At 70.6% G+C, this 26,709-nt stretch carries 19 protein-coding genes; 11 read left to right on the top strand and 8 right to left on the bottom strand.

The features are described 5' to 3' along the window. Positions 1-148: 148 nt before the first annotated feature. The 9 genes from ACIQI8_RS08935 (at position 149) to ACIQI8_RS08895 (ending at position 15,953) form a co-directional block, all read left to right on the top strand. Complete coding sequence (locus ACIQI8_RS08935; RefSeq protein ID WP_402346352.1) at positions 149-1,663, top strand: 3' terminal RNA ribose 2'-O-methyltransferase Hen1; 1,515 nt, start codon at positions 149-151, stop codon at positions 1,661-1,663. Next, positions 1,660-4,221, top strand: coding sequence for a polynucleotide kinase-phosphatase (locus ACIQI8_RS08930; RefSeq protein WP_402346350.1), 2,562 nt, complete (start codon positions 1,660-1,662; stop codon positions 4,219-4,221). The genes ACIQI8_RS08935 and ACIQI8_RS08930 overlap by 4 nt, the downstream gene beginning before the upstream one ends. 147 nt (positions 4,222-4,368) lie before the next feature. Beyond that, complete coding sequence (locus tag ACIQI8_RS08925; RefSeq protein WP_402346348.1) at positions 4,369-5,922, top strand: hypothetical protein; 1,554 nt, start codon at positions 4,369-4,371, stop codon at positions 5,920-5,922. Then, on the top strand, positions 5,919-7,004 hold the full coding sequence (locus ACIQI8_RS08920) for a MoxR family ATPase (RefSeq protein WP_402346346.1): 1,086 nt from the start codon (positions 5,919-5,921) through the stop codon (positions 7,002-7,004). Before ACIQI8_RS08925 ends, ACIQI8_RS08920 begins: the two co-directional genes overlap by 4 nt. Position 7,005: 1 nt before the next feature. After that, positions 7,006-11,451 (top strand): FxSxx-COOH system tetratricopeptide repeat protein, encoded by a 4,446-nt coding sequence (gene fxsT / locus ACIQI8_RS08915; RefSeq protein ID WP_402346344.1) that lies wholly within the window; start codon positions 7,006-7,008, stop codon positions 11,449-11,451. Positions 11,452-11,559: 108 nt separating this feature from the next. Further along, positions 11,560-12,732 carry a hypothetical protein gene (locus tag ACIQI8_RS08910; RefSeq protein WP_402346342.1) on the top strand — a complete coding sequence of 391 codons (1,173 nt, stop codon included), beginning with the start codon at positions 11,560-11,562 and terminating at the stop codon, positions 12,730-12,732. Then, the gene (locus ACIQI8_RS08905; protein ID WP_402346340.1) at positions 12,729-13,853 is read left to right on the top strand and encodes a caspase family protein; all 1,125 of its coding nucleotides are present in this window, start codon (positions 12,729-12,731) and stop codon (positions 13,851-13,853) included. The genes ACIQI8_RS08910 and ACIQI8_RS08905 overlap by 4 nt, the downstream gene beginning before the upstream one ends. Positions 13,854-13,954: 101 nt before the next feature. Further along, a complete protein-coding gene (locus tag ACIQI8_RS08900) occupies positions 13,955-14,179 on the top strand; it encodes a hypothetical protein (protein ID WP_402346338.1) in 225 nt (74 codons plus the stop codon). A 64-nt stretch (positions 14,180-14,243) separates the two neighbouring features. Then, a complete protein-coding gene (locus ACIQI8_RS08895) occupies positions 14,244-15,953 on the top strand; it encodes an HEXXH motif domain-containing protein (protein ID WP_402346336.1) in 1,710 nt (569 codons plus the stop codon). Between the two features lie 5 nt (positions 15,954-15,958). On the opposite strand, the gene ACIQI8_RS08890 is transcribed toward ACIQI8_RS08895, so the two are convergent. Next, positions 15,959-16,858, bottom strand: coding sequence for a hypothetical protein (locus tag ACIQI8_RS08890; RefSeq protein WP_402346334.1), 900 nt, complete (start codon positions 16,856-16,858; stop codon positions 15,959-15,961). After that, entirely contained in the window at positions 16,855-17,958 is a 1,104-nt protein-coding gene (locus ACIQI8_RS08885; RefSeq protein WP_402346332.1) for an SPFH domain-containing protein, read from the bottom strand. The genes ACIQI8_RS08890 and ACIQI8_RS08885 overlap by 4 nt, the downstream gene beginning before the upstream one ends. Before the next feature lie 165 nt (positions 17,959-18,123). Here ACIQI8_RS08885 and ACIQI8_RS08880 point away from each other — a divergent pair, with 165 nt between their 5' ends. Then, on the top strand, positions 18,124-19,347 hold the full coding sequence (locus ACIQI8_RS08880) for an arginine deiminase (RefSeq protein WP_402346330.1): 1,224 nt from the start codon (positions 18,124-18,126) through the stop codon (positions 19,345-19,347). Positions 19,348-19,470: 123 nt separating this feature from the next. After that, on the top strand, positions 19,471-20,478 hold the full coding sequence (gene argF / locus ACIQI8_RS08875; protein WP_402346328.1) for an ornithine carbamoyltransferase: 1,008 nt from the start codon (positions 19,471-19,473) through the stop codon (positions 20,476-20,478). Between the two features lie 24 nt (positions 20,479-20,502). Here argF and ACIQI8_RS08870 read toward each other — a convergent pair whose 3' ends face one another. From ACIQI8_RS08870 to ACIQI8_RS08845, 6 genes are all read right to left on the bottom strand, one after another. Then, positions 20,503-20,958 (bottom strand): ATP-binding protein, encoded by a 456-nt coding sequence (locus ACIQI8_RS08870; protein ID WP_402346327.1) that lies wholly within the window; start codon positions 20,956-20,958, stop codon positions 20,503-20,505. 253 nt (positions 20,959-21,211) lie between these two features. After that, on the bottom strand, positions 21,212-22,411 hold the full coding sequence (locus ACIQI8_RS08865; protein ID WP_402346325.1) for a sulfate adenylyltransferase subunit 1: 1,200 nt from the start codon (positions 22,409-22,411) through the stop codon (positions 21,212-21,214). A gap of 2 nt (positions 22,412-22,413) precedes the next feature. Next, positions 22,414-23,334: a sulfate adenylyltransferase subunit CysD gene (cysD, locus tag ACIQI8_RS08860; protein ID WP_402346323.1), complete on the bottom strand. Its 921-nt coding sequence runs from the start codon at positions 23,332-23,334 to the stop codon at positions 22,414-22,416. Continuing rightward, positions 23,331-23,882: an adenylyl-sulfate kinase gene (gene cysC / locus ACIQI8_RS08855; RefSeq protein ID WP_402346321.1), complete on the bottom strand. Its 552-nt coding sequence runs from the start codon at positions 23,880-23,882 to the stop codon at positions 23,331-23,333. Before cysC ends, cysD begins: the two co-directional genes overlap by 4 nt. 149 nt (positions 23,883-24,031) lie before the next feature. Continuing rightward, entirely contained in the window at positions 24,032-24,850 is an 819-nt protein-coding gene (locus ACIQI8_RS08850) for a PaaX family transcriptional regulator C-terminal domain-containing protein (protein ID WP_402346319.1), read from the bottom strand. A gap of 15 nt (positions 24,851-24,865) precedes the next feature. Next, positions 24,866-26,494, bottom strand: a complete 1,629-nt coding sequence (locus ACIQI8_RS08845; RefSeq protein WP_402346317.1) for an AMP-binding protein — start codon at positions 26,492-26,494, stop codon at positions 24,866-24,868. Between the last annotated feature and the right edge of the window lie 215 nt (positions 26,495-26,709).

The raw sequence follows: 26,709 nt of genomic DNA, 5'->3' as shown, positions 1-26,709 counted from the left end.
CGGAATAAACAAAGGCGCCGGTCGGTGCCGTGTGCCAAGGTGAGACGGTCGTCCTGACGGCCCCCAGGATCACCCCCTGGGGGCCGTCGCGCGTACGGCACCACACCAGTCTGTCGACCGTCATCCACCCGGCCGGAGAGGCCCGCGCATGTTCCTGACCATCACCACCACCGGCACCCCCGAACGCCCCGCCACCGACCTCGGCTACCTGCTGCACAAGCATCCCGACAAGGCGCAGGCGTTCTCCACCTCCTACGGCACGGCGCACGTCCTCTACCCCGAGGCGGACGCCCAACGCTGCACGGCGGCGCTGCTGTTGGAGGTCGACGCGGTGGCGCTGGTGCGGCGGGGGAAGGGCAAGGGCCGCGGCGGCGCACCCGACGCGGCGCTCGCGCAGTACGTCAACGACCGCCCGTACGCGGCCTCTTCGCTGCTCGCGGTGGCGCTGAGCGCCGTCTTCTCCAGCGCGATGAAGGGCGCCTGCCAGGCGAAGCCCGAACTCCCGGCACAGGCGCGCCCGTTGCGCGTCGAGGTGCCCGCGCTGCCCGCTCGCGGCGGCCCGGATCTCGTACGGCGGCTGTTCGAGCCGCTCGGCTGGACGGTCACCGTCGAACCGATCGCCCTGGACACGGAGTTCCCGGAGTGGGGCGACTCGCGGTACGTGCGGCTGCTCCTGGAGTCCGAGGTGCTGACCCTCGCCGCCGCCCTGCGCCACCTCTACGTGCTGCTCCCGGTGCTCGACGACGCCAAGCACTACTGGGTCGCCCCCGACGAGGTCGACAAGCTGCTGCGGGTCGGCGAGGGCTGGCTGCCGGAGCACCCGGAGCAGAAGCTGATCGTCGGCCGCTACCTCTCGCGCCGCTGGTCGCTGACCCGGGAGGCGATGGAGCGCCTTGAGCTGGTGCGGCTGGCGGAGGCCGACGACAGCGAGGTCGAGGACATCGACAACGCCGTCGAGGCGGAGACCGAGGCGGAGCAGAAGCCGACCCCGCTCGCCGTGCAGCGCCGGGAGGCGATCCTCGCCGCGCTGCAGGCGTCCGGCGCGGCCCGCGTGCTCGATCTCGGGTGCGGACAGGGCCAGTTGGTGCAGGCGCTGCTCAAGGACGTGCGGTTCACCGAGATCGTCGGCGTCGACGTGTCGATGCGCGCGCTCACCATCGCCTCCCGGCGGCTCAAGCTGGACCGCATGGGGGAGCGGCAGGCCTCGCGCGTCAAGCTCTTCCAGGGCTCGCTCGCGTACACCGACAACCGGCTCAAGGGGTACGACGCCGCCGTGCTCAGCGAGGTGATCGAACACCTCGACCTGCCCCGGCTGCCGGCCCTGGAGTACGCGGTGTTCGGCGCGGCCCGCCCGCGCACGGTCCTGGTGACCACACCGAACGTCGAGTACAACGTGCGCTGGGAGACCCTCCCGGCCGGCCACGTCCGGCACGGCGACCACCGCTTCGAGTGGACCCGCGAGGAGTTCCGCGCCTGGGCGGCCACGGTCGCCGAACGGCACGGCTACGCCGTGGAGTTCGTACCCGTCGGACCGGACGACCCGGAGGTGGGCCCGCCCACGCAGATGGCCGTGTTCAAGGCCGAGAACGCGAACGAGAAGAACGACAAGAGCGTGAAGAACGAAGAGAACGACAAGAGCGAGAAGGAGGCGAAGGCAGCATGAGCGAGGCAACCGAGACCCAGGTGTCCCAGAAGAGGGGGCGGGTCCTCCCCGTCACCGACCTCTCCCTCGTCGTCCTCGTCGGCGCCTCCGGCTCCGGCAAGTCCACCTTCGCGCACCGGCACTTCAAGCCGACGGAGATCATCTCCTCCGACTTTTGCCGCGGCCTGGTCTCCGACGACGAGAACGACCAGGGCGCGACCAAGGACGCCTTCGACGTCCTGCACTACATCGCGGGCAAGCGCCTGGCCGCAGGCCGCCGCACGGTCGTGGACGCGACCAGCGTGCAGCAGGACTCGCGCCGCCAACTGATCGACCTGGCCAGGCAGTACGACGTGCTGCCCATCGCCATCGTGCTGGACGTACCGGAGGAGGTGTGCGCCGCGCGCAACGCGACCCGCACCGACCGGGCCGACATGCCCCGTCGGGTCATCCAGCGACACATCCGCGAACTGCGGCGCTCGGTACGGCACTTGGAGCGCGAGGGCTTCCGCAAGGTGCACGTCCTGCGGGGCGTCGAGGACATCGAGGGCGCCACGGTCGTCACCGAGAAGCGCTTCAACGACCTGACCCACCTCACGGGACCTTTCGACATCATCGGCGACATCCACGGCTGCGCCGCCGAACTGGAGTCGCTGCTGGGCAAGTTGGGCTACGCCGACGGGGTCCACCCGGACGGACGTACCGCCGTCTTCGTCGGCGACCTGGTCGACCGCGGCCCGGACTCGCCGGGTGTGCTGCGCCGCGTGATGTCCATGGTCGGCTCCGGCAACGCCTTGTGCGTACCCGGCAACCACGAGAACAAGTACGGCCGCCACCTCAAGGGCCGCAAGGTCCAGCACACCCACGGCCTCGCCGAGACCATCGAGCAGATGACCGGCGAGAGCGACGAATTCGTCACCCAGGTAAGGGAGTTCATCGACGGGCTGGTCAGTCACTACGTACTGGACGGCGGCAGGCTGGTCGTCTGCCACGCCGGCCTGCCCGAGAAGTACCACGGCCGCACCTCCGGCCGGGTCCGCTCGCACGCCCTGTACGGCGACACGACCGGCGAGACCGACGAGTTCGGGCTGCCGGTGCGCTACCCGTGGGCCGAGGACTACCGGGGCAGGGCGGCAGTCGTCTACGGCCACACACCGGTCCCGGAGGCCACGTGGCTCAACAACACGATCTGCCTGGACACGGGCGCCGTCTTCGGCGGCAAGCTGACCGCGCTGCGCTGGCCGGAGCGGGAACTGGTCGACGTACCGGCCGAGCGGGTCTGGTACGAGCCGGCCCGCCCGCTGCGCACGGAGGCACCCGGCGGACACGACGGCCGCCCGCTCGACCTGGCGGACGTGCACGGCCGCCGCGCGGTGGAGACCCGGCACGCCGGCCGGGTGGCGGTGCGCGAGGAGAACGCGGCGGCGGCCCTGGAGGTCATGAGCCGCTTCGCCGTCGACCCGCGCCTGCTCCCGTACCTCCCGCCGACCATGGCGCCGACGGCGACCTCGCAGGCGGAGGGCTTCCTGGAGCACCCGGCGGAGGCGTTCGCGCAGTTCGCGCAGGACGGGGTCGCGCGGGTCGTGTGCGAGGAGAAGCACATGGGCTCGCGAGCGGTGGCACTGGTGTGCCGGGACGCGGAGGCGGCGGCCAAGCGCTTCGGCGTGGACGGCCCCACCGGCTCCCTCTACACCCGCACCGGCCGCCCCTTCTTCGACGACCGGTCGGTGACCGAGGACATCCTCGGCCGCCTTCGCACGGCCGCCACCGAGGCCGGCCTCTGGGTCGAACTCGACACGGACTGGCTCCTGTTGGACGCCGAACTGATGCCGTGGTCGCTGAAGGCGTCCGGTCTGCTGCGCTCGCAGTACGCGGCGGTCGGCGCCGCGTCCGGGGCGGTGTTCCCGGGTGCGCTCGCCGCACTGGAGGGCGCGGCGGCACGGGGCGTACAGGTGACGGACCTCCTCTCCCGCCACCGCGAACGAGCCGCGGACGCGGCGGCGTTCACTGACGCGTACCGCCGCTACTGCTGGCAGACGGACGGCCTGGACGGCGTACGCCTGGCACCCTTCCAGGTCCTCGCGGTCCAGGGCCGCAGCCTCGCCGCGCTCCCGCACGACCGGCAACTCGCCCTGCTCGACCGGCTGGTGGAGCACGACGGCAGCGGCCTGCTGCAGACCACCCGCCGCCTCTACGTCGACACCGCCGACCCCGAGTCGGTCCGGGCCGGCGTCGACTGGTGGCTGGAGATGACCGGCCGCGGCGGCGAGGGCATGGTCGTCAAGCCCCTCGACGCGCTGACGCGCACCGCGGAGGGCCGTCTGGTCCAGCCCGGCATCAAGTGCCGGGGCCGCGAGTACCTCCGGATCATCTACGGCCCGGAGTACACGCGCCCCGACAACCTCGACCGACTGCGCCGCCGCTTCCTCAACCACAAGCGCTCCCTGGCGATCCGCGAGTACGCCCTGGGCCTTGAGGCCCTGGACCGGCTGGCGGAGGGGGAGCCGCTGTGGCGGGTGCACGAGGCGGTGTTCGGGGTGCTGGCGTTGGAGTCGGAGGCGGTGGATCCTCGGTTGTAGGCATCCGCCGACGGTGGGGAGGCGACGTGCCGGCCTCTCCACCGGAATTACTGGTCCGCAGCCTCAAAGGTCCCTGGTTAACCGTGAGTTGCCATGCTATCTTCGCAGGTCGGTCCAGCAGGCATACCGACTCATGGGGGACAGTCGGTGGAGACAGGCGCGGGGCTCGGCGAGCCCGGGAGCGATTCCAGTCGTGCGCGGGGACTTGAGCTGCTCGCCCAGCTGACCGAAGCGCTGTGCGAACTCAGTTGCCTGGACGATCCGCAGACGCGCGTACAGTTCGGGAACCTCCTCGCAGAGCACCTGAACAAAGCGGTCGACGTGCGCGGTGTCAAACTGCGCGACGACGCGGCCCTCTTCGCCCGTTCCTCGTTGAGTGTGACGGGTGGAGAACGCGTACTGCTGTTGGTGGTGCGTGTATACGAAGGACCCATGGCCGCGGCCGAGTTGGAGCGACTGTTCATCCCTGCCGCCAGGCTGCCGTCCGACCAGGTGCTGTCCGGTCCGCTGTCCAGGTACGACGAGCGCGCCGCGCGCGGCCTGCTGGACGCCGCCAAGGGTGAGGTGCCGTCGGTGCGTCTGCGGGACGAGCTCCTCGCCGAACTGGATGGCGTCGACCTCCCCATGGGCCTGTCACCCGAACAACTCTTCACCTATGTGGTCGAGTTGAACGTCCAGCCGGACGGTCTGCCTCCCGCCGTCCTGCTCATGGAACAGGCGGCCCTGCTCGCCGCGACTCCTGATCACCGGACCGCGCTGGCCACCTGGGCCAAGGCCTGGGCCCAGCACGCGGACCTGTCCGAGGAACTGGAGCGGCGCCGAGTCCGACGTGCCGCGGCGGCGTACGACCCGGGGATACCCCGCTGCCTGGTCGTGGCCGTCGAACCCGCTCGGGACGGCTCGGGCGAGGTCCTGGTCCGGCCCTGGCTCAACACGGCACCCGGCCGGTGGAACCCCCAGCCCGGCGAACCCGGGACGACCAGCCTCGACAACCTCGGCCCGGCCGTCCAGCAAGCACTGCGCCAGGGTGACAGTTTATGGACGACGCAGCAGGAGTCACCCGCGGGTGGACGGGAACAGACGCCGCCGTACGTCGAGTTCGTTCTTCCGTACGACCTCCTCAACCACGATGTGGCCGGATTGAAGTTCCGGATCGGCGACGGGAGACCGTTACCGCTCGCCCTGAAATACGCAGTGCATCTACGCAGTCTGGAACGCATGCGTAGCACCGACGTACAGGTCCGTCGGCAATGGCGGACACGGTGGCGCGCTCTCGTCGAGCAGGGTGTCGTGGTGCACGGCTGGAGCGAACCTGACGCCGAGCGGCTCGACGAGTGGGAGACCGCGCTGGCCGGGGAAGGCAGACATACGGCGGTCGTCATGGACGCTCCCGGGTCCGCGTCGACCCTTGCGGCGCTCAAGGCGGCCATCGCCGAGGGAATCGGACTGGCCCTTTGGGATCGCCGCGGTGTTTTTCCCGACGAACGCCGGGAAGTGGTCAGTGCTGTGTTTGCGTCAGTGCCGACGCCCGCACAGATCCCCATGGCCATCCACCGACTGCGTATGAAGGCCGAACTCGACGGCAGCGGCCCCTATCTGGTGGGGCGCCATATCGCCTTCTTCTGGGACGACCCGAACCGACTCGTCGACTTCCACGACTTCGACCAAGGCGATCTCGCCAACGAGGAGGCACCGGCATGAGCACGCGGGAGCAGACGGACCCCGGTGGTTGGCACGTGTTCCATGCCACCGGGCAGGTCCCCGGCGGTCCGCCGCCGCGATTGCCCGAGCCTCCACCGTGGCGGCAGTTCCGTGGTGGCCCGTCCCAGCCCCCGCCGCCGGACGGCGAGGAGTCCGCGCTGCGCCGACTGGGACCCGGCGACGTGATCCGGCAGCTCGGCTCCGACGAGACCGACATCATCAACGCGGCGCTGCTGCTGCGCAGGCCGCTGCTGATCACCGGTCCGCCTGGTATCGGGAAATCCACTCTCGCCTTCCTCATCGGACGTGAACTCGGCCTGGGGCGCGTCCTGGAGTGGAACATCGTCAGCCGTACGACACTGCGCGACGGACTCCACACATATGACGCGATGGGGCGGGCGCAGGCCATCGCCGCTTGGCGGGCGGGAGTGCGGGAAGCGGCCGTGGCGGGGCTCGACGACGGCGCCGACGAGACGGGGTCCATATCCCCGGCCGGCCGCCAACAGGCCCCGACACTGGGGGAGTTCGTGACCCTGGGTCCTCTGGGCACCGCCCTGCTGCCCTACGATCGTCCCCGTGTCCTGCTCGTCGACGAACTGGACAAGAGCGACATCGACCTGCCCAACGACCTGTTGCACGCCCTTGAGAACGGAAGCTATGAGATCCCCGAGCTGGTGCGCGACGCCGCGGAGTCGGCCCGCGTGCACACCAGCGACCCCGGCGGACATGCGGTGGTGCACAACGGGCGGGTTGAGTGCAAGGAGTTCCCGGTCGTGGTGATCACCAGCAACGGGGAGCGGGAGTTCCCGGCCGCGTTCCGCAGGCGCTGCCTGCCCCTGGAGCTGCGGCCGCCCAACCGGGAGCAGCTTCTGGCCATGGTGGAGAGCCATTTGAGGATGCGCCCGGAGGGGGCGGAACGCCTGGTGGATGACTATCTCCACCGCGTGCGGAGCGGCGGTACCCACTCACTCGATCAGTTGCTGAACGCAGTACAGCTGACTACTCTGGGTGGTTTCCAGGCCGAAGCCGACGGCAGTAAGCTCGTCGAAACGCTGCTCCGCGATCTCGCGAAGGGCCGCTGAATTGACCGGCGTTCACAGGGAGCGCTCATCCGAGCACGGCGACGGGGACCCTATCACTGGGACGTCGTCCCTCTCGTCGTTCCCTGAAGCCGACGCGGACGGGGCACCTCACTGGGAGGAACTCGCCGATGCCGTCTGGCTGGCCGCCTACTGGCATCGCAAAGGCCACGACGCGCGCGCGAATATCCATGCGGCGCCGGGCTCCGCTGGCACGGCCACGAGCCGCCCGCACCGCGGCCCCGCTCCCTCCACCGCTGTGCAGGAGCCGGCCGCGGACGCCTCCGGTGACGTGCCCGACTCCGGCTCCCCGTCCGCTCGCCGGTCGGCCGTGGCGTCGGCTCGCGGCGCGCTCGGCGGCATGGCGCCGCAGCCCCGGCTGTTACCCGATCCCGAGGGAACCGTGGTCGCGCGCCCCGGCCGACCCCTGCTGCCCGACACGGAGACGTCGCCGGGGACGCCGGGTCCGGGCCGGGAGACGGCCCGACTCGCACGTGCCCTGCACCGGCTCGCCCGCCGTGTCCCGTCCCGGGTCGCCAAGGAACTGGACGAGGAGACCACCGCGGAGCGCGGCATCGTCGACGGGCTCTGGATGCCCTTTCTGCAGCCGTCCCTCACCTCGGCGTTCGACCTGGTCCTTCTGATCGACGACGCGCCCACGATGCGGATCTGGGAGAACTCCACCGCCCGTCTGGCCGAGGCCGCAGAGCAGAGCGGGGCGTTTCGCGCGGTCCGCGTCGTACGGGTCACGGTGCCACGCACCGGAGCGCCCACCGTGCGCCGCGGCCCCGAGCAGGTCGCCACCGATCCCGCCGAGCTGCTCGACGGAAGCGGCAGCCGTGTGTTCCTCGTCGTCACCGACGGTCTGGCGCACGGCTGGGCGGGCGCCGCGGCCGACACCCTGTTGGGCCGTCTGGGGCGGGCGGGGCCCACGGCCCTGGTCCACCTGCTGCCGCCCCACCTGCGCCACCGCTCGTCCCTGTACCCGTTCCGGGCGGAGCTCGGGGCGGGTGGTTTCGGCGCGACCAACGAGAGCCTCGAACACCCGCCGCTGTCCGACGGCCCCGACCCGATGCGCTCCCTGCCGGAGGGCGGCGACGGGTCCGTGCCGGTGCCGGTGCTGTCCCTAAAGCCCGGATCGATCGCCGCGTGGGCCGAACTCGTCACGGGAAAGCACGGAGTACGGCGGGAACTGCCCGTAGTCCTGGCCGGCACTCTGGCGAAAGGCGCTCCCGCACAGGGGCTGAACGCGCCGCGGCTCCCTCGCGCGGCGCGGGCCGCCGTGCGTCGGTTCTTGACTCTCGCCACTCCGTCGGCGAGTCGACTCGCCAGCCAACTGGCGGCCATTCCCTTTGAGTTCGAGTTGGTCGACCAGTTGCGCAGGCGGATCATGCCGGAGACCCGTCCCGAGCACCTCGCCGAGATTTTGATGGGCGGCCTGATCGACTGGAACGGGGCCGGCGAGGGACAGCCGGAGTTCGCCGAAGGTGTGCGCGAGGCGCTCCTCGCCACCACGACCCGGACCCGGCTCACGCTCACGGTTGACGCGGTGGGTGACCTGCCGGCGGCCGGTCAGCGAGGCGTCGCGTTGCGTGCAGCGCTGCGCGACCCCGAGCGCGCCACGCTGCCCGACCCGGCAGAGCGTGGTTGGGCGCGCAGTGAGTTGGCAGTCATGCGAGCGCTGTCCGGTCGTTACTCCGAACGTGCGAAGCGTCTGGAACCGAGTCTGCCGCAACGTGCACCCGGTGCGGCGAATACTCCGGGATTTACCGGAATCAGTGGGTCATTCGGCACAGGAGCGGGCAGTGAGAAACCCGAGTCCAGAGTCCCTGAACCTGATCCACTTGGAGAACGTGTGGCGAGTCCGGCGACCGAAACTTTCCGACCCGAGGCCCCGGAGGATGAGTCTCCCATGACGAGCGCCAAGACCGGAAAACCGGCGAACGGAGCTCCAGCTCTGATGGTGAATCTTCCGCTGCGGAACAACTCGTTCGTGGGTCGGACGGCGCTCCTTCAGGCCGTGGAGGAGCAGTTGGGGGCCCAGGACACCGCGGCCGTGCTGCCGCACGCCCTGCATGGCCTGGGAGGCGTGGGCAAGTCTCAGCTCGCCCTTGAGTACGTGTACCGCCACCAATCGGACTACAAGGTCATCTGCTGGATCCCGGCCGAGCGGGAGAGTCTGATCCTCACGGCGCTGGCGGGCTTGGCGGCGCGCCTGCGTCTCATCCCGGCCGGCCAGGACGGCGGCGGCGCTCCGGCTGCCAATACGGCCGTACCCGCTGTCCTTGAGGCGTTGCGTACGGGAGCGCCGTACGACAACTGGCTGCTGATCTTCGACAACGCCGAGAACGTCGACGTAGTCCGCACGTTCTTCCCGGCCAACGGTCCGGGAAAGATCATCGTCACGTCCCGCAACCGGGACTGGGAACGCGTGGCGACACCGCTGCCGGTGAACGTGTTCGAGCGGGAGGAGTCGATCGAGCTGCTCCAGAAGCGCTCGCCGGACCTCTCGCCGGTCGACGCGGACCTGCTCGCCGCGGCCCTGGGTGATCTGCCGCTCGCCGTGGAGCAGGCAGGGGCCTGGCGCGCTGTCACGGGAATGCTCGTCGACGACTACCTGGATCTGCTGCGGCAGCGCAGCCCGGAGATCCTCCACCTCGACCCGAACCCCGACTATCCGGTTTCCGTCGCGGCCGCTTGGGACATCTCGCTGGGGCGGATCAAGGAGAACAACCCCGGAGCACGCGAACTCCTGGACATCTGCGCCTGTATGGCTCCCGAACCCGTCCCGCTGTCGATTCTGCGAAAGAGTCGCGGGATCGACATCACGCCCAACGTCGACCCCATTCTGGGCGAGGCGATCAAACTAAGCCGTGCCATTCGCGCCCTGACTCAGTTCTCCTTGGTGAAACTGGACCTTCGAACCGACACCCTGCAGATGCACCGCCTGTTGCAGAACGTGCTTCTCGCCAAGCAGGGTTCCGAGGAACGTGAGCGCATGCGAAACGCGGCCCACCAGCTCCTGTCAGCGGCCAAACCCGGCCACTACGCCTCCTCTCAGGAGTGGCCTGCCTACCAGGCTCTCCTGCCGCACGTATTGAGTTCCCAGGCGGTGACGAGCAGCGACGCGTATGTGCGTGAACTGGTCTACGACACTGTGTTGTTCCTCTACTACTGGGGCAACCACACAGGTGCGGCCGATCTCGCGCGAGAGGCCTACGGCGCGTGGCTCGCCGCATCCGGCGAGGAGAATATTCACGTCATCCGCATTTCCAAGATCCTGGCATTCCTGCTGCGCATCGTCGGTGAGGCCGAAGAGTCCATCCAGCTCAACGAAGAAGCGCTGGAGCTTTCGCGTCGAGTGGAGGTCGCCCCGGAGGACCTCATTGACTCCATGATCGAGTTGGCCGACGCCCGGCGGTTCCAGGGCAGGTTCGCGGAGGCCCGTGACCTGGGGAAGGAAGCCACGGAACGGGCCGGTTCCCTGTTGGGGCCGGACGACACGATCACCCTGCGGGCCGCGCACAGCTGGGGCGTCGACCTACGGCTGTGCGGTCAGTTCCGTGAGGCTTTGCCCATGGACCAGGAGACGGCACGGCTGCGCGACGAAGTGTTCGGTCCGGCCAGCTCTCTCACGCTCAACACTCTGAACGCCGTGGCGACGGACATGAGAGAGAGTGGTGACTATCCCGGCGCGCGTACCTTTCAGGAAGATGTACACCGACAGGCACGCGCGGCGCTCGGCGACGACAACTTCCTCACTCTGCGCATTGCCGGAAACCTGGCGGTCTGCCGACGTCGTGACGGCGCGATCACAGATGCCGCCAAGCTCTCCGACGAGACGCTGAGCAGCTTCGTCGTAGCCCTCGGTCGCCATCACCCGGACTCCCTGTCGATGGCAATCAACGTCAGTATCGACCGGCGTCTCACCGGCGACCTCGATGGCGCGCGCCGACTGGGCGAGCAGACCTTGGAGGGCTGCACCAAGCGCTTCGGCCCCGAGCATGCCTACACCTTGCTCATGAAAGCCAATCTGGCCGCTACGCTGCGTGCCCTCGGAGAACTCACCACCGCGCAGGAATACGAGGACGACCTCGCCGCGAGGCTCCCCCAGGCGGTCGGCCCCCGCCATGTGACGACGCTGACGGTGGCGATCGGCCGGGCGAACACAGCTCACCAACTGCTCGACTTCGACCGGGCCCGCGAGATCGACGAGGCCAATCTCCCGCTGTTGACCGAGGTGGCGGGACCGGACCACCCACTGACTCTGTCCTGCGCTTCGAACCTGGCACTCGATCTACGGGGACTGGGCCGAGGTGCGGAGGCGGACGAGTTGGAACGGCGGGCGGTGGAGGGCTTCCGGCGGGTGGTCCGCGAGGATCACCCCTGGCTCCTCGCGGCCGGCCGGCGCCGACGGATCGAGTGCGACATCGCGCCGATGCCGCTGTAGGACGACGTTCCGGCCGCGCCCGGCACACGGTGCCGCACGCGGCCGGAACACCGCGGCGGTCACATCGGGCAAGCGGCACGGGAACCTTGAGCGGTGTCAGGGGGGCACATGCCGACGATCGTCTTCATCCACGGGACAGGGGTGCGCGAGCCTGGCTTCTCGGCCCTGGCCGGGCGGGTCGCCGCCGGCCTCGGCGCCCTGCGCGAGGGACTGCGCGTCGTGCCGTACTACTGGGGAGGCCCGTACGGTGCCACGCTGGCCGCCGACGGGGCGAGCCTGCCGCCGGAGACGGGAGCGAGCCGTGGCCTCGGCGAGAGTCCGGCCGGGTCGGAGACGGACGACGAGTCGGCTGCCTGGGCCGTCCTGTACGCCGACCCCGACGCCGAACTAGCCCTGGCGGCCGCAGGAGCGGCGTCCACCACCGAACGCCCGCCGGGATCCGTACCGGCCGAGCAGAAGATGCAGGCACTCCTGGCCGAACTGGCAGCGCGGGGGGACGAGTTCACCGCCGAGCTGGGTCCGGGTCTGGCACGCGCCGCGTCGGACCTGGCAGTTCACCCGTCGCTGGGCCCCGCGGCGGCCGTCCTGAACCCCGACGAACTCGCGGTGGTCGCCGCGCGTCAGCTGGTCGCGCGCCTGATCGCCGAAGCGCTGGCCGCCGACAATCCGCTCATTCCGGTCGGTGGCAGCCGGGACACCGTGGTCGACCGCGTCGCGCAGGCACTTGGCGCCCCGCCCCGAGGCGCTGAACGCGGAGTGGGAGCAGGGCTGTTGAGGATCGTGGGCCGCGGTGCCTCCCGCGCCGCGGTACGCCGTCGACGGGCCCTGACCGAGGCCGCCCACCCCGCGGCCGGTGACATCCTGCGCTACCTCAGCAGAGGCGAGGCGGTCCGCACCGACCTGCGGGAGGTGGTCGCGGGGCTCGAACCGCCCGTCACCCTCATCGCTCACAGCCTCGGGGGCATCATCGCTCTGGACACGCTGGTGACCAATCCGCTCCCACAGGTCCACCTGCTGGTCACCGCCGGCTCCCAGAGCCCCTTCCTCTACGAACTGGGTGCCCTGCCCTCTCTCGTCCACCCCGAACCCCTGCCCTCGCACGTCCCCCACTGGCTGAATCTGTACGACCGTCGCGATCTGCTCAGCTACCTCGGCGCGGGCCTCTTTCCCGGACGCGTCACCGACATCGAGGTCGACAGCCGCCAGCCGTTCCCGGCGTCGCACAGCGCCTACTGGACCAATCCCGCCGTGTACCGGCACATCGTGGACCGGCTCCCGTGACCGGCGCCGAGCCACCGGTGCGGAGGCAGGACCCGGCCCGGGTGCACGCTCTGATCGTCGGCATCGAGAAGTACGACGCGGGCGTCGCCTGGGACCTGCCCGGGCCCGCCAGGGACGCTCTCGCGTTCCATCGGCTGCTGAGTGACGCCGGGGTACCCGAGTCCCAACTGCACCTTTATCTCGCCCCGTTGCCTCCGTTCGCCCCCGACACCCCTTATCGGCCCGCCGATCACGCCACCCTGCGTCGCGCCCTGGTACGGGAACTCCCCGCTGCCCAGGGCGATGTGCTGTGGGTGTGGTGGGGCGGCCACGGGGTCCTCGACCGCGCCGAACACCTCAGACTGCTGTGCTCCGACGCCACCGTCGGCGACAAGGTCGCCCTCGACCTGGACTCGGCTCTGGCCCGCTTCGCCGGGGACGCCGTGCCGGGGTTGAGGGAGCAGTTGTGGCTCGTGGACGCCTGCGAGACCTTCGAGGAGGCACTGGCCTTCCGGGTCCCGCTGCCCGCCGATGCCCTGCCCGTCGGACAGCGCAATCTCGCGCACTGGCAGTCCACGCTGCGTGCCGCCGGACGCGGCCGGGCCGCCGCCAACGATCCCGTGCGCGCCACCGGTCTCTTCTCGGAGGTCCTGCTCGACCTGCTCAGGGATCGCGCCGCGGTGCTGCCCGGACTGCCCGACCCGGAGGAGCTCTTTTCCGCCGTACGCGTGCGGATGGACACCCTGCGGGAGGCGGGCCGGACACTGCAACAGCCTGAGATCCGGCTGCAGAGCCCGCAGCGGACCGAGACACTGGCCCCAGCCGAGGGACGGACGCTCTCCGCGCTCGGCCGTGCAGTGGACGCACTCATGGCCTATCCGTGGACGGCCGATCCCGTCGAACGGCAGGCCGTCGTAGGCGCGCTGGACCCGCGCGTTCGCGGGACGCTGCCCCGCCACCACAGGGCCCGCACCGATGTCACGGCTATCCTCACGGCGCTCGGACGTCGCCGACCCGAGGACCTGTGGGAGCTGTTCGACGCTGTGGTGACCCTCGACGACGACCCCGACAGAAGGGCCGAACTCGCCGACGCGCTGCTGGAATTCGGGGCATTCCTCACCCAACGGCGCCGTCTGGGCTGATCAGGTGGCGTGATCGTACGGGTTTCCGTCAAGGCCTGTGTTCGTCATGATGGACGGTATGCGGGGCATCGAGTGCCACTGCGTGAAAAGGGGGATGCACCTTGGACCAGCCGCCTGCTCTGTACGAGGCCCACGCCGCCGCCCGCGAGGCGGCCGTCGCGGCAGATGGGCTCGACTGGGAGTCGGATCTGGCGGACCTCACCACGGTGCCGTTGGCCGCTCTGGACCATCTCACCCCGCTCTCCGCCGATTCCCGCATCCTCACCGAGGTCCTGCGGGCGCGGAGCAGCACGAGAGGCGGCCCAGAGCCAGGCAGAGCGGAGTGACGAACAGTGGTCGCGCATGCCCCGTCCCTTGTGAGCCCGCACGCTCCATCGGAGGTCCCCGGCCATGACCAGCGAGCAGCTCACGTCACCGCTCCGCATGCCGAGGCATCTTTTCGAGGAACTCGCCGTCGGCGAGGGCTCGCCCGAGGCCCTCGCCTTCCTCGCCCGGAGCGAACGCGCGCGCAGGCTGCTCCTCCTGCGCACCTTGCTGGCCCGCCTCGACGCGCTGGCCACGCCGCTCGATGCCCCTGTCGAGGCATGGCGCACCATCAAGCGCGCGGCCGGCGCGGCTCCTGTGCCGGTCGAGCGATTACTTCTCGCACCACAGACCGGCGGCTGGCTCGCCCATCTGCTGCGCCGCCTGCACGGCACCGCTCCAGGACCGGAACTCTGGTCCGAGGCGGGCCACTTGTCCGCCCTGGCGATCTCGGCGACCCTGCAGGCCGGCACCGACACGGACCTTCGCGTTCCCCTCGTCGACGGTGCCCTGTTCCTCCCAGGACTGGGCCTGGCACAGCTGCCGGGCGCGCCGCGAGGTCTGTCGATCGGCCGGGCCGGTGTGAGCCGCGGCGAACTGACCCTCGCGTCCGAGGCGTTGGACGTACCTCCGCTCGTCCTTCGGCACCCCGCCGCCGTCCCCGTGCACACCGAGGGAGCAACGCCGGACACCGTCCCGCACTGGCTGCCCCTGCGCACCCTCACGTTCCCCGGGCCATCGGGAACGGTGGCCGTTCCCCTGGACGATCTCGACCCCTACCGTGACCTCGACGACCCGATACCCCCGGCCCGGCTCGACGCGGAGGAGGCGGCGGAATGGCAGCGGCTGTTCGGTGCGGCCATCGGCATCGTCACCGCGCGGGGCACGGAGGGCCCGGGCCGCCTCGATCCCGCCGAGATACGGGCCGTCGTGCCATGGGGCCGTACGAGCGTGCTGCCCCCGGCTCCGCCGACCGTGCGGCTCTCCGCCTCCAGCGGTGACTCCTACGCCGCCATGGTCATCGCCCGTCCCGCCGGCGCCCTCGCTCTCGCCGAGACCCTGGTCCACGAGTTCCAGCACAGCCGACTGGCCGCTCTGCTCCACCTGTTCCCGCTCCTCGACGACGACCGTGAGGAGCGGTACTACGCTCCATGGCGTGGGGACCCTCGACATCTCACGGGACTTCTGCACGGGGCGTACGCGTTCACCGGTGTCGCCGGTTTCTGGCGGGACCGGATGGCCGAGGCGCGGGAGCCCGAAGCCGCGGAGGTGGCCGGCTACCACTTCGCGCTGCGCCGGACGCAGAGCCGCCTCGTCGTGCGGACCTTGCTGGTGAGCGGTCGGCTGACCGTCCAGGGCACGGTGTTCGTGACAGGGCTCGCGCGTACGCTGGACGGCTGGCTGCGCGAGCCCGTTCCGGCGGCGGCCCTGGCCCGGGCCCGTACCGCCGCGGCCCTGCACCGCACCGAGTGGCGGCTGCGCAATGTGGTCCCCACCCGTGACGTACCGACCGCGCCGGACGCCTTGGTCTTCCGGACCGACCGGGCGTCCTGGCTCGACGACCGTACCTACGCCTTCGCCGCGCCGTCCGGCACCCCGCGCACCGCGGACGAGTACCTGGCCGCCGGTGACCCGGCGGCCGCTGTCGCCCGCTACGCCGACGTGCTCACCACCGACCCGGCCGAACCCCACGCCCTCGCGGGCTGGATCGTCGCCCGGGCAAACCTGGGCTCGGGGCGGGTGTCCCGTCGGATGCTGGCCCGCCCGGAACTGCTCCAGCCCCTGCGCAGCCGCTGAGCACCTCACCCCACCAACCGCAACCGCTCCCCGCAAACCCCCACCCGCACCGTCTGCCCCCAAGTCAACTCCACCGCGTCCCCCTCCATCCCGTCCCCGAACGCGATCAGCCGCTCGGACTCGACGGTCAGGGTGAGGTGGGACGTGGCCGAGAGGTGGCCGGCGACCCGGGAGGTGCCCGTGGCCGGGGAGGGCCAGGCCTCGCGGACGAACCACACCAGGCGGGGGTCGGTGGGGCGGGGCAGGGGCAGGTCGCTGCCCCGCTCCTGCCACACCGACCGGAGCCAGCCCGTCGACCCGGTGCCGGTCCCCACCAGCACCCCGGAAGAAGCCTGGGCCTCGACGACACCCCCGTCGCCCTCCAGGCCCAGGCGGTATCTGGCCGTCTGATGTCCGACGGCTCCGACATAGATCTCGTTCAGCGCCACCAGACGCTGGGTGTCGTCGGCGACGGCCTCGACCATGGTGAGTTCGTCCACGCCGGTGCCCGCCGCGTGGGCCGACGGCAGCAGGGTCGCGGCGGCCGACGGGCGGTGGCGGACCAGGACGCCGGGGTTGCGGCCGGGGTCCGTGTCGAAGCCCAGCACCGGCTGGCCGGTGAGGTACTTGGCGACGTTCGCCACCAGGCCGTCCTGCCCGACCACGACCACGACGTCCTCCGGGGCGAACAGGAAACGGTCCAAGTCGGCCCGCTCGACCCGGGCCTGACGCCACGTCAGCGGGATCGCCGAGGAGACCTCGGCCAGCGCCCGCCTGGTCGCGCGGTGCCGTTCGGCGATCTCCTCGATGTCCCGTCCCCGTGAGGCGAGGAAGAAGGCGGCCTGGCCGTGCGTGCCGTGATGGGCCACCAACTCCTCGTACTCCGTGGTGCGATGGACGAGGACGACCCGCGGTGCGAGACTCACGCCCGCTCGCCGCCGCCCAGCCTGGCGAGCAGGCCCGTCAGGACGTCGGGGGAGATGGTGACGCTGTCGATGTTGGGCAGGTTCTCCGCCAGGCGCGTCCCGGTGAGCGCGTTCAGAGTCGCCACGTCCACGTCGCCGTGCACCCGCAGCCACGCCGCCTGGGCCTGCGCCCGTGCCTCGCCCACCTCTCGGGCGCTCTCCGCCTCCGCGCGGGCCAGTCGCACCGACCGGGCGGCCTCGGCGTCGGCCAGCTTCACCGTGCGCGTCGCCTCCGCCTCGGCGAGCTTGACCGAGCGCTCGGCCTCCGCCTCCGCGAGCTTCACCGACCGGGCCGCCTCCGCACTCGCCCGTACCGCGTCCGCCGCCGCGTGCTCCTCCGCCTCGCGGCGAGCGTTGGTGCCGCGCTGGTCGACCAACTGCTCCTCGCGGCGGGCGAGTTCGATCTGGCTGGCCAGTTCGTTCTCGGCGATGGTGCGCTCCCGCTCGACCGCCACCGCCCGCCGCTCGTAGGTGGCCCGGTCGGCCTCCTGCTGGATCTGCTCCCTCGCCGGCGTGCGCAGTGCCCGCTCCACCTCCGGCTCGGGGCGCAGCGCCACCACGCGCACCGCGACCACCTCGATGCCGGTGGCCGGCAGACGGGGCTCCGCGGCAAGTCCGGCGGCCACCCGCTCGCGCACCGACGCCACCCCGTCGACCAGCGCCGCCGACAGCGTCGTACGGGCGAGTACGTCGAGCGCGTGCTGCTGGGCCGTCTCCGTCATCAGCGTGCCCAGCTGCTCCAGGGGCGCGCCGCGCCACACCCCGGTGTCCGGGTCGATGGAGAAGTCGAGGCGGGCCGCGGCGAGCGCCGGGTCGCTGACCCGGTAGGTGACCGTCGCCTGCACCGCCACGTCCTGGAAGTCGGACGTGCGGGCGTGGAAGGTCATCGCCAGCTCCCGGTCGTCGACCGGTACCTCGGAGAGCGCCGCGGTCAGCGCGCGGTACCAGAAGCTGAGCCCCGGCCCGTCGTGCAGCAGCTTCCCGTCCCGGTGGTGGCGGACGTGTGCCGTCGGCGCTCCGCGCAGATGGCGCCAGCCCAGGCGCCGGGTGATGTCGGCCATGTGTGTGCGACCCCCTCGCTGTTTTTCGTCACCACGACGATAAGCGCGCCCACGGGTAATCGTCAAGGGGACGAGAATGGTGAATCGTATAAACGACGCGGAGCCGACCGCGCGGAAACGGTCGAGTGGTGGGTGAAGTCGGTCATCGATGGTCAGGATGGAGGCATGGGATTCCATGTCGACTCCGAGGCCGGGCGGCTGCGCCGCGTCATCCTGCACCGGCCGGATCTAGAGCTCAAAAGGCTCACCCCCAGCAACAAGGACGCTCTGCTCTTCGACGACCTGCTCTGGGTGCGCCGGGCGCGCGCCGAGCACGACGGCTTCGCGGACGTCCTGCGCGACCGAGGGGTCACCGTCCATCTCTTCGGCGACCTGCTCACCGAGGCCCTGGCGATCCCGGCGGCCAGAACGCTCGTCCTGGACCGGGTCTTCGACGAGAAGGAGTACGGCGTCCTGGCCACGGACCACCTCAGGGCCGCCTTCGAGAACCTGCCCTCGCCGGATCTCGCCGAGGTCCTGATCGGCGGGATGACCAAGCGCGAGTTCCTGGACGCGCACCCGGAGCCGACCTCCGTGCGCTTCCATGTGATGGACCTCGACGACTTCCTGCTGGGCCCGCTGCCCAACCACCTCTTCACCCGGGACACCTCCGCCTGGATCTACGACGGCGTTTCCATCAACGCCATGCGCTGGCCGGCCAGGCAGCGCGAGACGGTCCACTTCGAGGCGATCTACCGGCACCACCCCCTCTTCCGTGACGAAACGTTCCGCGTCTGGTCCGAGGGGCAGGCCGACTACCCCTCCACCATCGAGGGCGGGGACGTCCTCGTCATCGGCAACGGCGCCGTCCTGATCGGTATGAGCGAGCGCACCACGCCCCAGGCCGTCGAGATGCTCGCGCACAAGCTGTTCGCCGCGGGGTCCGCCCAGACGATCGTCGCCCTGGACATGCCGAAGGCGCGCGCGTTCATGCACCTCGACACCGTGATGACGATGATCGACGGCGACACCTTCACCCAGTACGCGGGCCTCGGCATGCTCCGCTCGTACACGATCGAACCGGGCGTCGGCGACAAGGAGCTCAAGGTCACCGACCATCCGCCGGAGCACATGCACCGCGCGATCGCCGCCGCCCTCGGCCTGAACGAGATCCGCGTCCTGACCGCCACCCAGGACGTGCACGCGGCCGAGCGCGAGCAGTGGGACGACGGCTGCAACGTCCTGGCCGTCGAACCGGGCGTCGTCGTCGCCTACGAGCGCAACGCCACCACCAACACCCATCTGCGCAAGCAGGGCATCGAGGTCATCGAGATCCCGGGCAGCGAACTGGGCCGGGGGCGCGGTGGACCGCGCTGCATGAGCTGTCCGGTCGAACGTGAGGCCGTATAGCGGTCCTGCGGCACCCCGTACCTGCCGCGTACCTGCCACACAGTCGTCGTATATAAATGCGAATCGTCGTATAGACTTCCAGGGTTCCTGTTTCCGCAGTCCCTCGCACTCCTGGAGCGCCCCATGGCGACAGTCCCGACCGCCCTCGCCGGCCGCCACTTCCTCAAGGAGCTCGACTTCACCGCGGCGGAGTTCGTCGGCCTCGTCGAGCTGGCCGCCGAGCTGAAGGCGGCCAAGCGGTCCGGGACCGAGACGCGGTACCTGAGCGGCAGGAACCTCGCGCTGATCTTCGAGAAGACCTCGACGCGCACCCGCTGCGCGTTCGAGGTCGCCGCCGCCGACCAGGGCGCCTCGACGACGTATCTCGACCCGTCGGGCTCGCAGATCGGCCACAAGGAGTCCGTGAAGGACACCGCGCGGGTGCTGGGGCGGATGTACGACGGGATCGAGTACCGCGGGGACAGTCAGGTCAAGGTCGAGGAGCTGGCCGCGTACGCGGGCGTGCCCGTCTACAACGGGCTGACCGACGACTGGCACCCCACCCAGATGCTCGCCGAGGTGCTCACCATGACCGAGCACTCCGCCAAGCCGCTGACCGACATCGCCTACGCCTACCTCGGCGACGCCCGCTTCAACATGGGGAACTCGTACCTGATCACCGGTGCCCTGCTCGGCATGGACGTGCGGATCGTCGCCCCGAAGTCCTACTGGCCCGCCCAGGAGATCGTCGACCGCGCCCGTGAGCTGGCCGAGTCGAGCGGCGCCCGGGTCACCCTCACCGAGTCCCTGGCGGACGGTGTCCTGGGGGCCGACTATGTCGCCACCGACGTCTGGGTCTCCATGGGTGAGCCCAAGGAGGTCTGGGACGAGCGGATCACCGCTCTGGCCCCGTACGCCGTGACGATGGACGTCCTGCGTGCCACCGGCAACGCGGACGTCCGGTTCCTGCACTGCCTCCCGGCCTTCCACGACCTCGGCACCAAGGTCGGCCAGGAGATATACGAGACCCATGGCCTCGACTCGCTCGAAGTGACCGACGAGGTGTTCGAGTCGGTCCACTCGGTCGTCTTCGACGAGGCGGAGAACCGCCTGCACACGATCAAGGCCGTGCTGGTGGCGACCCTCGCCTGACCTGCGGCGACCCTCAGGTCACGGTCACGCGGAACGCCGCTGCGGCGGCACCACCGGCAGCCTGAACCAGACCGCCTTGCCCGACTCGGTCGGACGGTGTCCGCAGGAGGAGCTGAGAGCGCGGATCAGGAGCAGTCCGCGCCCGTGTTCCTGCCACGGGTCGAGCTCCCCGCGGTCGGGCCGGGTCAGGTCCCCGGGCGGTGCCGGGTCGGGGTCGTGCACCTCGACCTGACAGCCGGAGGGCATCAGCTCCACCACGAGTTCTATCGGGGAGTCGCCGGCGGTGTGCTCCACGGCGTTGGCGACCAGCTCGGCCGTGAGCAGCTCCGCGGTGTCACTGTCGGCCCCGTTCTCCAGCTCGGTCAGCGCCGTGCGCACCAGCGCACGGGCGACGGGCACGGCCGCGGCGGAGTGCGGCAGCGCGATGCGCCAGGAGGCGGCGGAGGCGGAGGGGCGATCGTACAAAGCGGTTCCGTTCATGAGCAGGCTGTCCTGCTTTCAACCTTATGTATGGTACGGCGCCGCCCGGCAGAGTCGTCCGACGGGCACCGTGCGGGACCTTCGACCCCGTACCGAGCGGCTTACCCAGTCCAACGCCCCGCCTCGCACGAGTGAGCCCGTTGTTACCGCGTTATTGACGAGCGGTGACAATGGCGAATCGCGAAGGTTTGTATCGTCATTCTGACGACAGTCAGGATGAAATGCTGACTCGGTTGCTGTGGTGCGGGCTGTTCTACAGCTCGACCATGCCCGCCGTCAGTGTCGACCCGTCCGCCGGGTCGATCACGAGGAACGCGCCGGTGTGCCGGGAGACCGTGTAGTCGTCGAGTGCCAACGGCTCCGCCGTACGCAGACCGATCCGCCCCAGATCGTTCGCGCCCAGCTCGCTCGCCCCGCCCAGATCCTTGACGATCGCCTTGACGGTCCTGGTCGTGTGCCGGACCAGCACCCGGTCACCGACCCGCAGCGGCTGATCGGCGAGATGGCAGACGGCCGCCCGGACCTCCTGCGTGAGGGCGGGGACGTCCACGCCGGTCGTGAGCATGTCGCCGCGCGAGATGTCGCGCTGATCGGCGAGGCGCACCGCGATCGACTGCGGCGCGTACGCCACCTCCGCCTCGGTGCCGAGCACGTCGATGCCGGTGATCTCGGAGCTCGCCCCGGAGGGGTGCACGGTGACCCGGTCACCGACCCGCAGCGAGCCGGACACCAACTGGCCCGCGTAGTAGCGGAGTTCGCCGTGGCGCATCACGTACTGCACCGGGAAACGGGCGGGCGCGTCGGCCGCCTCCGTCCCCACGGGCACGTTCTCCAGGAAGTCCAGCAGGGACGGACCCCGGTACCAGTCCATGTGCGCCGAACGCTCCACGACGTTGTCACCGACCAGCGCCGAGACCGGTATCGGCGTGAAGCCGGGCAGCCCCAACTCGGCGGCGTGGCCCGCGAAGTCCCCGACGATCCGCCGGAAGTCCTTCTCCTCGTACCCGACCAGATCCATCTTGTTGACGGCGAGGACGACGTGCGGGACGCGCAACAGGGCGGCCACGGCCGCGTGCCTACGAGTCTGCTCCACGACGCCGTTGCGCGCGTCGATCAGCACGACGGCCAGCTCGGCGGTGGAGGCACCGGTGACCATGTTGCGGGTGTACTGCACGTGGCCGGGGGTGTCGGCGAGGATGAACCGCCGCTTGGGGGTGGCGAAGTAGCGGTAGGCGACGTCGATGGTGATGCCCTGCTCGCGCTCGGCGCGCAGCCCGTCGGTCAGCAGCGCGAGGTCGGGGCCCTCCTGGCCCCGGCTCAGGGAAGCCCGCTCGACGGCCTCCAGTTGGTCGGTGAGGATCGACTTGGAGTCGTGCAGCAGCCGTCCGACTAGCGTCGACTTGCCGTCGTCGACCGAACCCGCGGTGGCGAACCGAAGCGTGTCCACGGCCATGACTAGAAATACCCCTCGCGCTTGCGGTCTTCCATCGCGGCCTCGGACAGCTTGTCGTCGGCCCGGGTCGCGCCGCGCTCGGTCAGCCGGGAGGCGGCGATCTCGGCGATCACCTTCTCGATGCCGTCGGCGTCGGAGTCCACGGCGCCGGTGCAGGACATGTCGCCGACCGTGCGGTAGCGGACCTGCCGTTTCTCCACGCTCTCCCCGGACTTGGGGCCGCCCCACGCGCCGGCGGTCAGCCACATCCCACCCCGGTCGAACACCTCGCGGTAGTGGGCGAAGTAGAGGTCGGGCAGCTCGATCCGCTCACGGGCGATGTACTGCCAGACGTCCAGTTCGGTCCAGTTGGAGAGCGGGAAGACGCGGACGTGTTCTCCGGGGGCGTGGCGGCCGTTGTAGAGGTTCCACAGCTCGGGCCGCTGCCGCCGCGGGTCCCACTGCGAGAACTCGTCCCGCAGGCTGAACACCCGCTCCTTGGCCCGGGCCTTCTCCTCGTCCCGCCGCCCGCCACCGAAGACCGCGTCGAACTTCTCGGCCTGGATCTTCTCGGTCAACGGCAGCGTCTGGAGCGGATTACGGGTCCCGTCCGGACGTTCGCGCAACACGCCTCGGTCGATGTAGTCCTGCACGGAGGCCACATGCAGCCGCAGCCCGTGCTTGTCGACCGTGCGGTCCCGGTATTCGAGGACCTCGGGGAAGTTGTGTCCGGTGTCGACGTGCAGCAGCGAGAAGGGAATCGGCGCGGGCGCGAACGCCTTCAGCGCCAGGTGCAGCATGACGATGGAGTCCTTGCCGCCGGAGAAGAGGATCACCGGCCGCTCGAACTCGCCCGCCACCTCGCGGAAGATGTGCACCGCCTCGGACTCCAGCGCGTCCAGGTGGGAGAGGCTGAAGCCCTGCGCGGGCCTCGCCGCGCTCACACCAACCCCCGCTCCGCCAGCAGCGCGTGCACCGCGTCCGCCGACTCCTCGGGCGTCTGCCCCTGCGTCGGCAGCACGAGGTCCGGGTCGAAGGGCGGCTCGTAGGGGTCGTCGATGCCGGTCAGGCCGGTCAACCGGCCTGCGGCCTGGCGGGCGTAGAGGCCCTTCACGTCCCGTTTGCTGCACACCTCGATCGGGGTGGCGACATGCACCTCGATGTACGGCGTCGAGCTGGCCTGGTGCCGCTTGCGCACGGCCTCGCGGCTGTCGGTGTACGGGGCGATGACCGGGACGAGGGACAGGACGCCGTTGCGCGCCAGGACCTCCGAGACGAGGCCGATGCGCTGCACGTTGGTGTTGCGGTCCTCTCGCGAGAAGCCGAGGCCCGCGGAGAGGAAGCGGCGTATCTCGTCACCGTCCAGGACCTCCACGCGGTGCCCCTCGGCCTTCAGCCGATCCCCCAGGTGACGGGCGATCGTCGTCTTGCCCGCGCTCGGCAGCCCCGTCAGCCAGACCGTGGCTCCCTGAGCCCTTGGCGTGGTGGTCATGCGCAACAGTCCTCTTTCCTACCCGTCGTGCGACCCGTGGAACGGTAGGTAAGAAGTCTGAGAGGAGGTGTTGAGGAGCCTGAGGTTTGGCTGAGTGACTCATGGGACGCCTCTCATGCACCCGAGAGGAGGCGCCCGCCCGCATCCCCTCACACGCCCGCGAAACCGGCCCCCGCGGCCCTGAGCCGCTTGTGCAGCCCCCGGAACACCGCCGCCGAGCGCGCCCCCGGCCAGTCCTCGGGCAGCAGCCGGGCGGGCAGCCCGGGGTCGATGTAGGGCAGGTGGCGCCAGGAGTCCAGGGCGAGGAGGTAGTCGCGGTAGGCCTCCTCGGGCCGGGTGTCGGCCGCCGGGCGCTCCTGCCACTGCCGCAGCACGCGCGCGTGGCGGTCGAGGAACGCGTCGTGCTCCTTGGCGATGGCGGCCAGGTCCCACCAGCGGGCGACCGCCTCGACGGTGGGAGCGAAGCCGAGGTGTTCGCCGCGGAAGAGGTCGACGTACGGATCGAGCCGCAGTCGTACGAGGGTGTGCCGGGTCTCCTCGTACAGCCGGGCCGGGGCGATCCACACGCCCGGTGCCGCGCTGCCGAAGCCGAGGCCGGCCAGGCGGGAGCGCAGGACGTGTCGCTTCTGCCGCTCCGACTCCGGTACGGAGAACACGGCGAGCACCCAGCCCTCGTCCTCGGGCGGCACCTCGGCGTAGATGCGTCGGTCGCCGTCGTCGAGCAACTGGCGTGCCTCAGCCGAGAGTTCGTACCCCGCCGTGCCCTGGGCCGTGCGGGCCGGCAGCAGCAGCCCGCGCCGTTTGAGACGGGACACCGAGGAGCGTACGGAGGGCGCGTCCACGCCGACCGCGGCGAGCAGCCGGATCAGTTCGGCGACGGGCACGGGGCCCGGCACGAAACGGCCGTACGCGCCGTAGAGCGTGACGATGAGAGACCGTGGGGCAGGCTGGTCGGACACGTTGATCATCTTAGGTCGTCGACATCACTGCTGGTCACCATCGGTGTCATCACCGACGCGATCTTCGACGTGATCTTCGGCGCGCAACCTGAACCGCTGGAGCTTGCCGGTGGCCGTGCGCGGCAGCGCGTCCAGGAAGACGATCTCGCGCGGGCATTTGTACGGCGCCAGCTCGGACTTGACGAAGACGCGCAGGGCCTCGGCGTCCCGTTCGGCGCCCTCCTTGAGGACGGCGTAGGCCACCACCACCTGACCGCGGGCCTCGTCGGGCCGCCCCACGACCGCCGCTTCGACCACGTCGGGGTGACGCAGCAACGCGTCCTCGACCTCGGGTCCCGCGATGTTGTAGCCGGCCGAGATGATCATGTCGTCCGCGCGGGCGACGAAGCGGAGACAGCCGTCGCTCTCGCGCACGTAGGTGTCACCCGTGACGTTCCAGCCGCCGCGCACGTACACGCGCTGACGCGGGTCGGCCAAGTACCGGCAGCCGACCGGCCCTTGGACGGCGAGCAGCCCCGACTCCCCGTCGGGCAACGGGGTTCCGTCCGCGTCCTGCACGCGCGCGTGCCACCCCGGCACCGGCTTCCCGGTCGTGCCGGGCCTGATGTCGTCGTCGGCTGCGGAGATGAAGATGTGCAACAGCTCGGTGGCGCCTATGCCGTTGATGATCCGCAGCCCGGTCCGCTCCCGCCAGGCCTGCCAGGTGGCGGCGGGCAGGTTCTCCCCGGCGGAGACACAGCGGCGCAGGGACGAGAGGTCGTGGGCGTCGACCTCGCCGAGCATCGCGCGGTAGGCGGTCGGCGCGGTGAACAGCACCGAGACCCGGTGGGCGGCGATCGCGGGCAACAACTGCTGGGGGCCCGCCTGTTCGAGCAGCAGCGCACTCGCGCCGACGCGCATCGGGAAGATCACCAGACCGCCCAGGCCGAAGGTGAAACCGAGCGGCGGACTCCCCGCGAAGACGTCGTCCCGCCGCGGCCGCAGCACATGCTTCGAGAAGGTGTCGGCTATGGCGAGCACGTCCCGGTGGAAGTGCATGCACCCCTTGGGGCGGCCGGTGGTGCCGGATGTGAACGCGATCAGCGCCACGTCGTCGGCCGCGGTGTCGACCGCCGGATACGGGGTGTCGGGCGCCGGACGGTTCAGGAGGTCGTCGGGTGCGTCACCGCCGTAGGTCGTGACGCGCAGCCCCGGTATCTCCGCCTTGGCGAGGTCGTCGACGGCCCGTATGTCGCACAGGGCGTGGCCTATGTCGGCGATCCCGCACATCGTGGCCAGCTCGTGCGGCCGCTGCTGCGCCAGCACTGTCACGGCGACCGCGCCCGCCTTCAGCACCGCGAGCCAGCAGGCCACGAGCCACGGTGTGGTCGGTCCGCGCAGCAGCACCCGGTTCCCGGGGACCACACCGAGGTCGCCGGTCAGGACGTGCGCGAGCCGGTCGACGCGGGCGCGCAGCTCGCCGTACGTCCAGGAGGGTCCCGCGGGGGTGTGGAACGCCTGGCTGTCGGCGTCCTGGCCGGTCAGGAGCTCGGCGGCACAGTTCACCCGATCGGGGTACCTCAGCTCCGGCAACTCGAAGCGCAGCTCCGGCCACTCCTCGCGCGGCGGGAGATGGTCACGCGCGAAGGTGTCGACATGCGCCGAGTCGATCATGGCGGTACGCCCCCTTGCCTGATGGGCGGGGTGTGGGCTCGCGCATCGAGCGTATCGCCTTGGTGACGACAGTCAATGTGGCGCGATACCGCCGGGGCGGGGAGGCCGTGCGTCCGCGAGTGCGGAGGGTGTGTGCGGAGGGGTCCGGCGACGTTCGCATTCTCGCTCGAACCGTGCCGGGCCGCCTGGTGACGCCCGCGCCCTGCGCCGGGGGG

Origin of the sequence: Streptomyces sp. NPDC092369 (genome assembly GCF_044755245.1) — a bacterium.
Taxonomy (GTDB): domain Bacteria; phylum Actinomycetota; class Actinomycetes; order Streptomycetales; family Streptomycetaceae; genus Streptomyces.
This window is presented reverse-complemented; position numbering and strand designations above follow the sequence as displayed.

What these genes read in the sequence shown, in the direction of transcription:
- ACIQI8_RS08935 (WP_402346352.1), top strand. Translation starts at nt 149, where the DNA reads ATGTTCCTGACCATCACCACCACCGGCACCCCCGAACGCCCCGCCACC.
- ACIQI8_RS08930 (WP_402346350.1), top strand. Translation starts at nt 1,660, where the DNA reads ATGAGCGAGGCAACCGAGACCCAGGTGTCCCAGAAGAGGGGGCGGGTC.
- ACIQI8_RS08920 (WP_402346346.1), top strand. Translation starts at nt 5,919, where the DNA reads ATGAGCACGCGGGAGCAGACGGACCCCGGTGGTTGGCACGTGTTCCAT.
- ACIQI8_RS08910 (WP_402346342.1), top strand. Translation starts at nt 11,560, where the DNA reads ATGCCGACGATCGTCTTCATCCACGGGACAGGGGTGCGCGAGCCTGGC.
- ACIQI8_RS08895 (WP_402346336.1), top strand. Translation starts at nt 14,244, where the DNA reads ATGACCAGCGAGCAGCTCACGTCACCGCTCCGCATGCCGAGGCATCTT.
- ACIQI8_RS08885 (WP_402346332.1), bottom strand. Translation starts at nt 17,958, where the DNA reads ATGGCCGACATCACCCGGCGCCTGGGCTGGCGCCATCTGCGCGGAGCG.
- ACIQI8_RS08880 (WP_402346330.1), top strand. Translation starts at nt 18,124, where the DNA reads ATGGGATTCCATGTCGACTCCGAGGCCGGGCGGCTGCGCCGCGTCATC.
- argF (WP_402346328.1), top strand. Translation starts at nt 19,471, where the DNA reads ATGGCGACAGTCCCGACCGCCCTCGCCGGCCGCCACTTCCTCAAGGAG.
- ACIQI8_RS08870 (WP_402346327.1), bottom strand. Translation starts at nt 20,958, where the DNA reads ATGAACGGAACCGCTTTGTACGATCGCCCCTCCGCCTCCGCCGCCTCC.
- ACIQI8_RS08865 (WP_402346325.1), bottom strand. Translation starts at nt 22,411, where the DNA reads ATGGCCGTGGACACGCTTCGGTTCGCCACCGCGGGTTCGGTCGACGAC.
- cysC (WP_402346321.1), bottom strand. Translation starts at nt 23,882, where the DNA reads ATGACCACCACGCCAAGGGCTCAGGGAGCCACGGTCTGGCTGACGGGG.
- ACIQI8_RS08850 (WP_402346319.1), bottom strand. Translation starts at nt 24,850, where the DNA reads ATGATCAACGTGTCCGACCAGCCTGCCCCACGGTCTCTCATCGTCACG.
- ACIQI8_RS08845 (WP_402346317.1), bottom strand. Translation starts at nt 26,494, where the DNA reads ATGATCGACTCGGCGCATGTCGACACCTTCGCGCGTGACCATCTCCCG.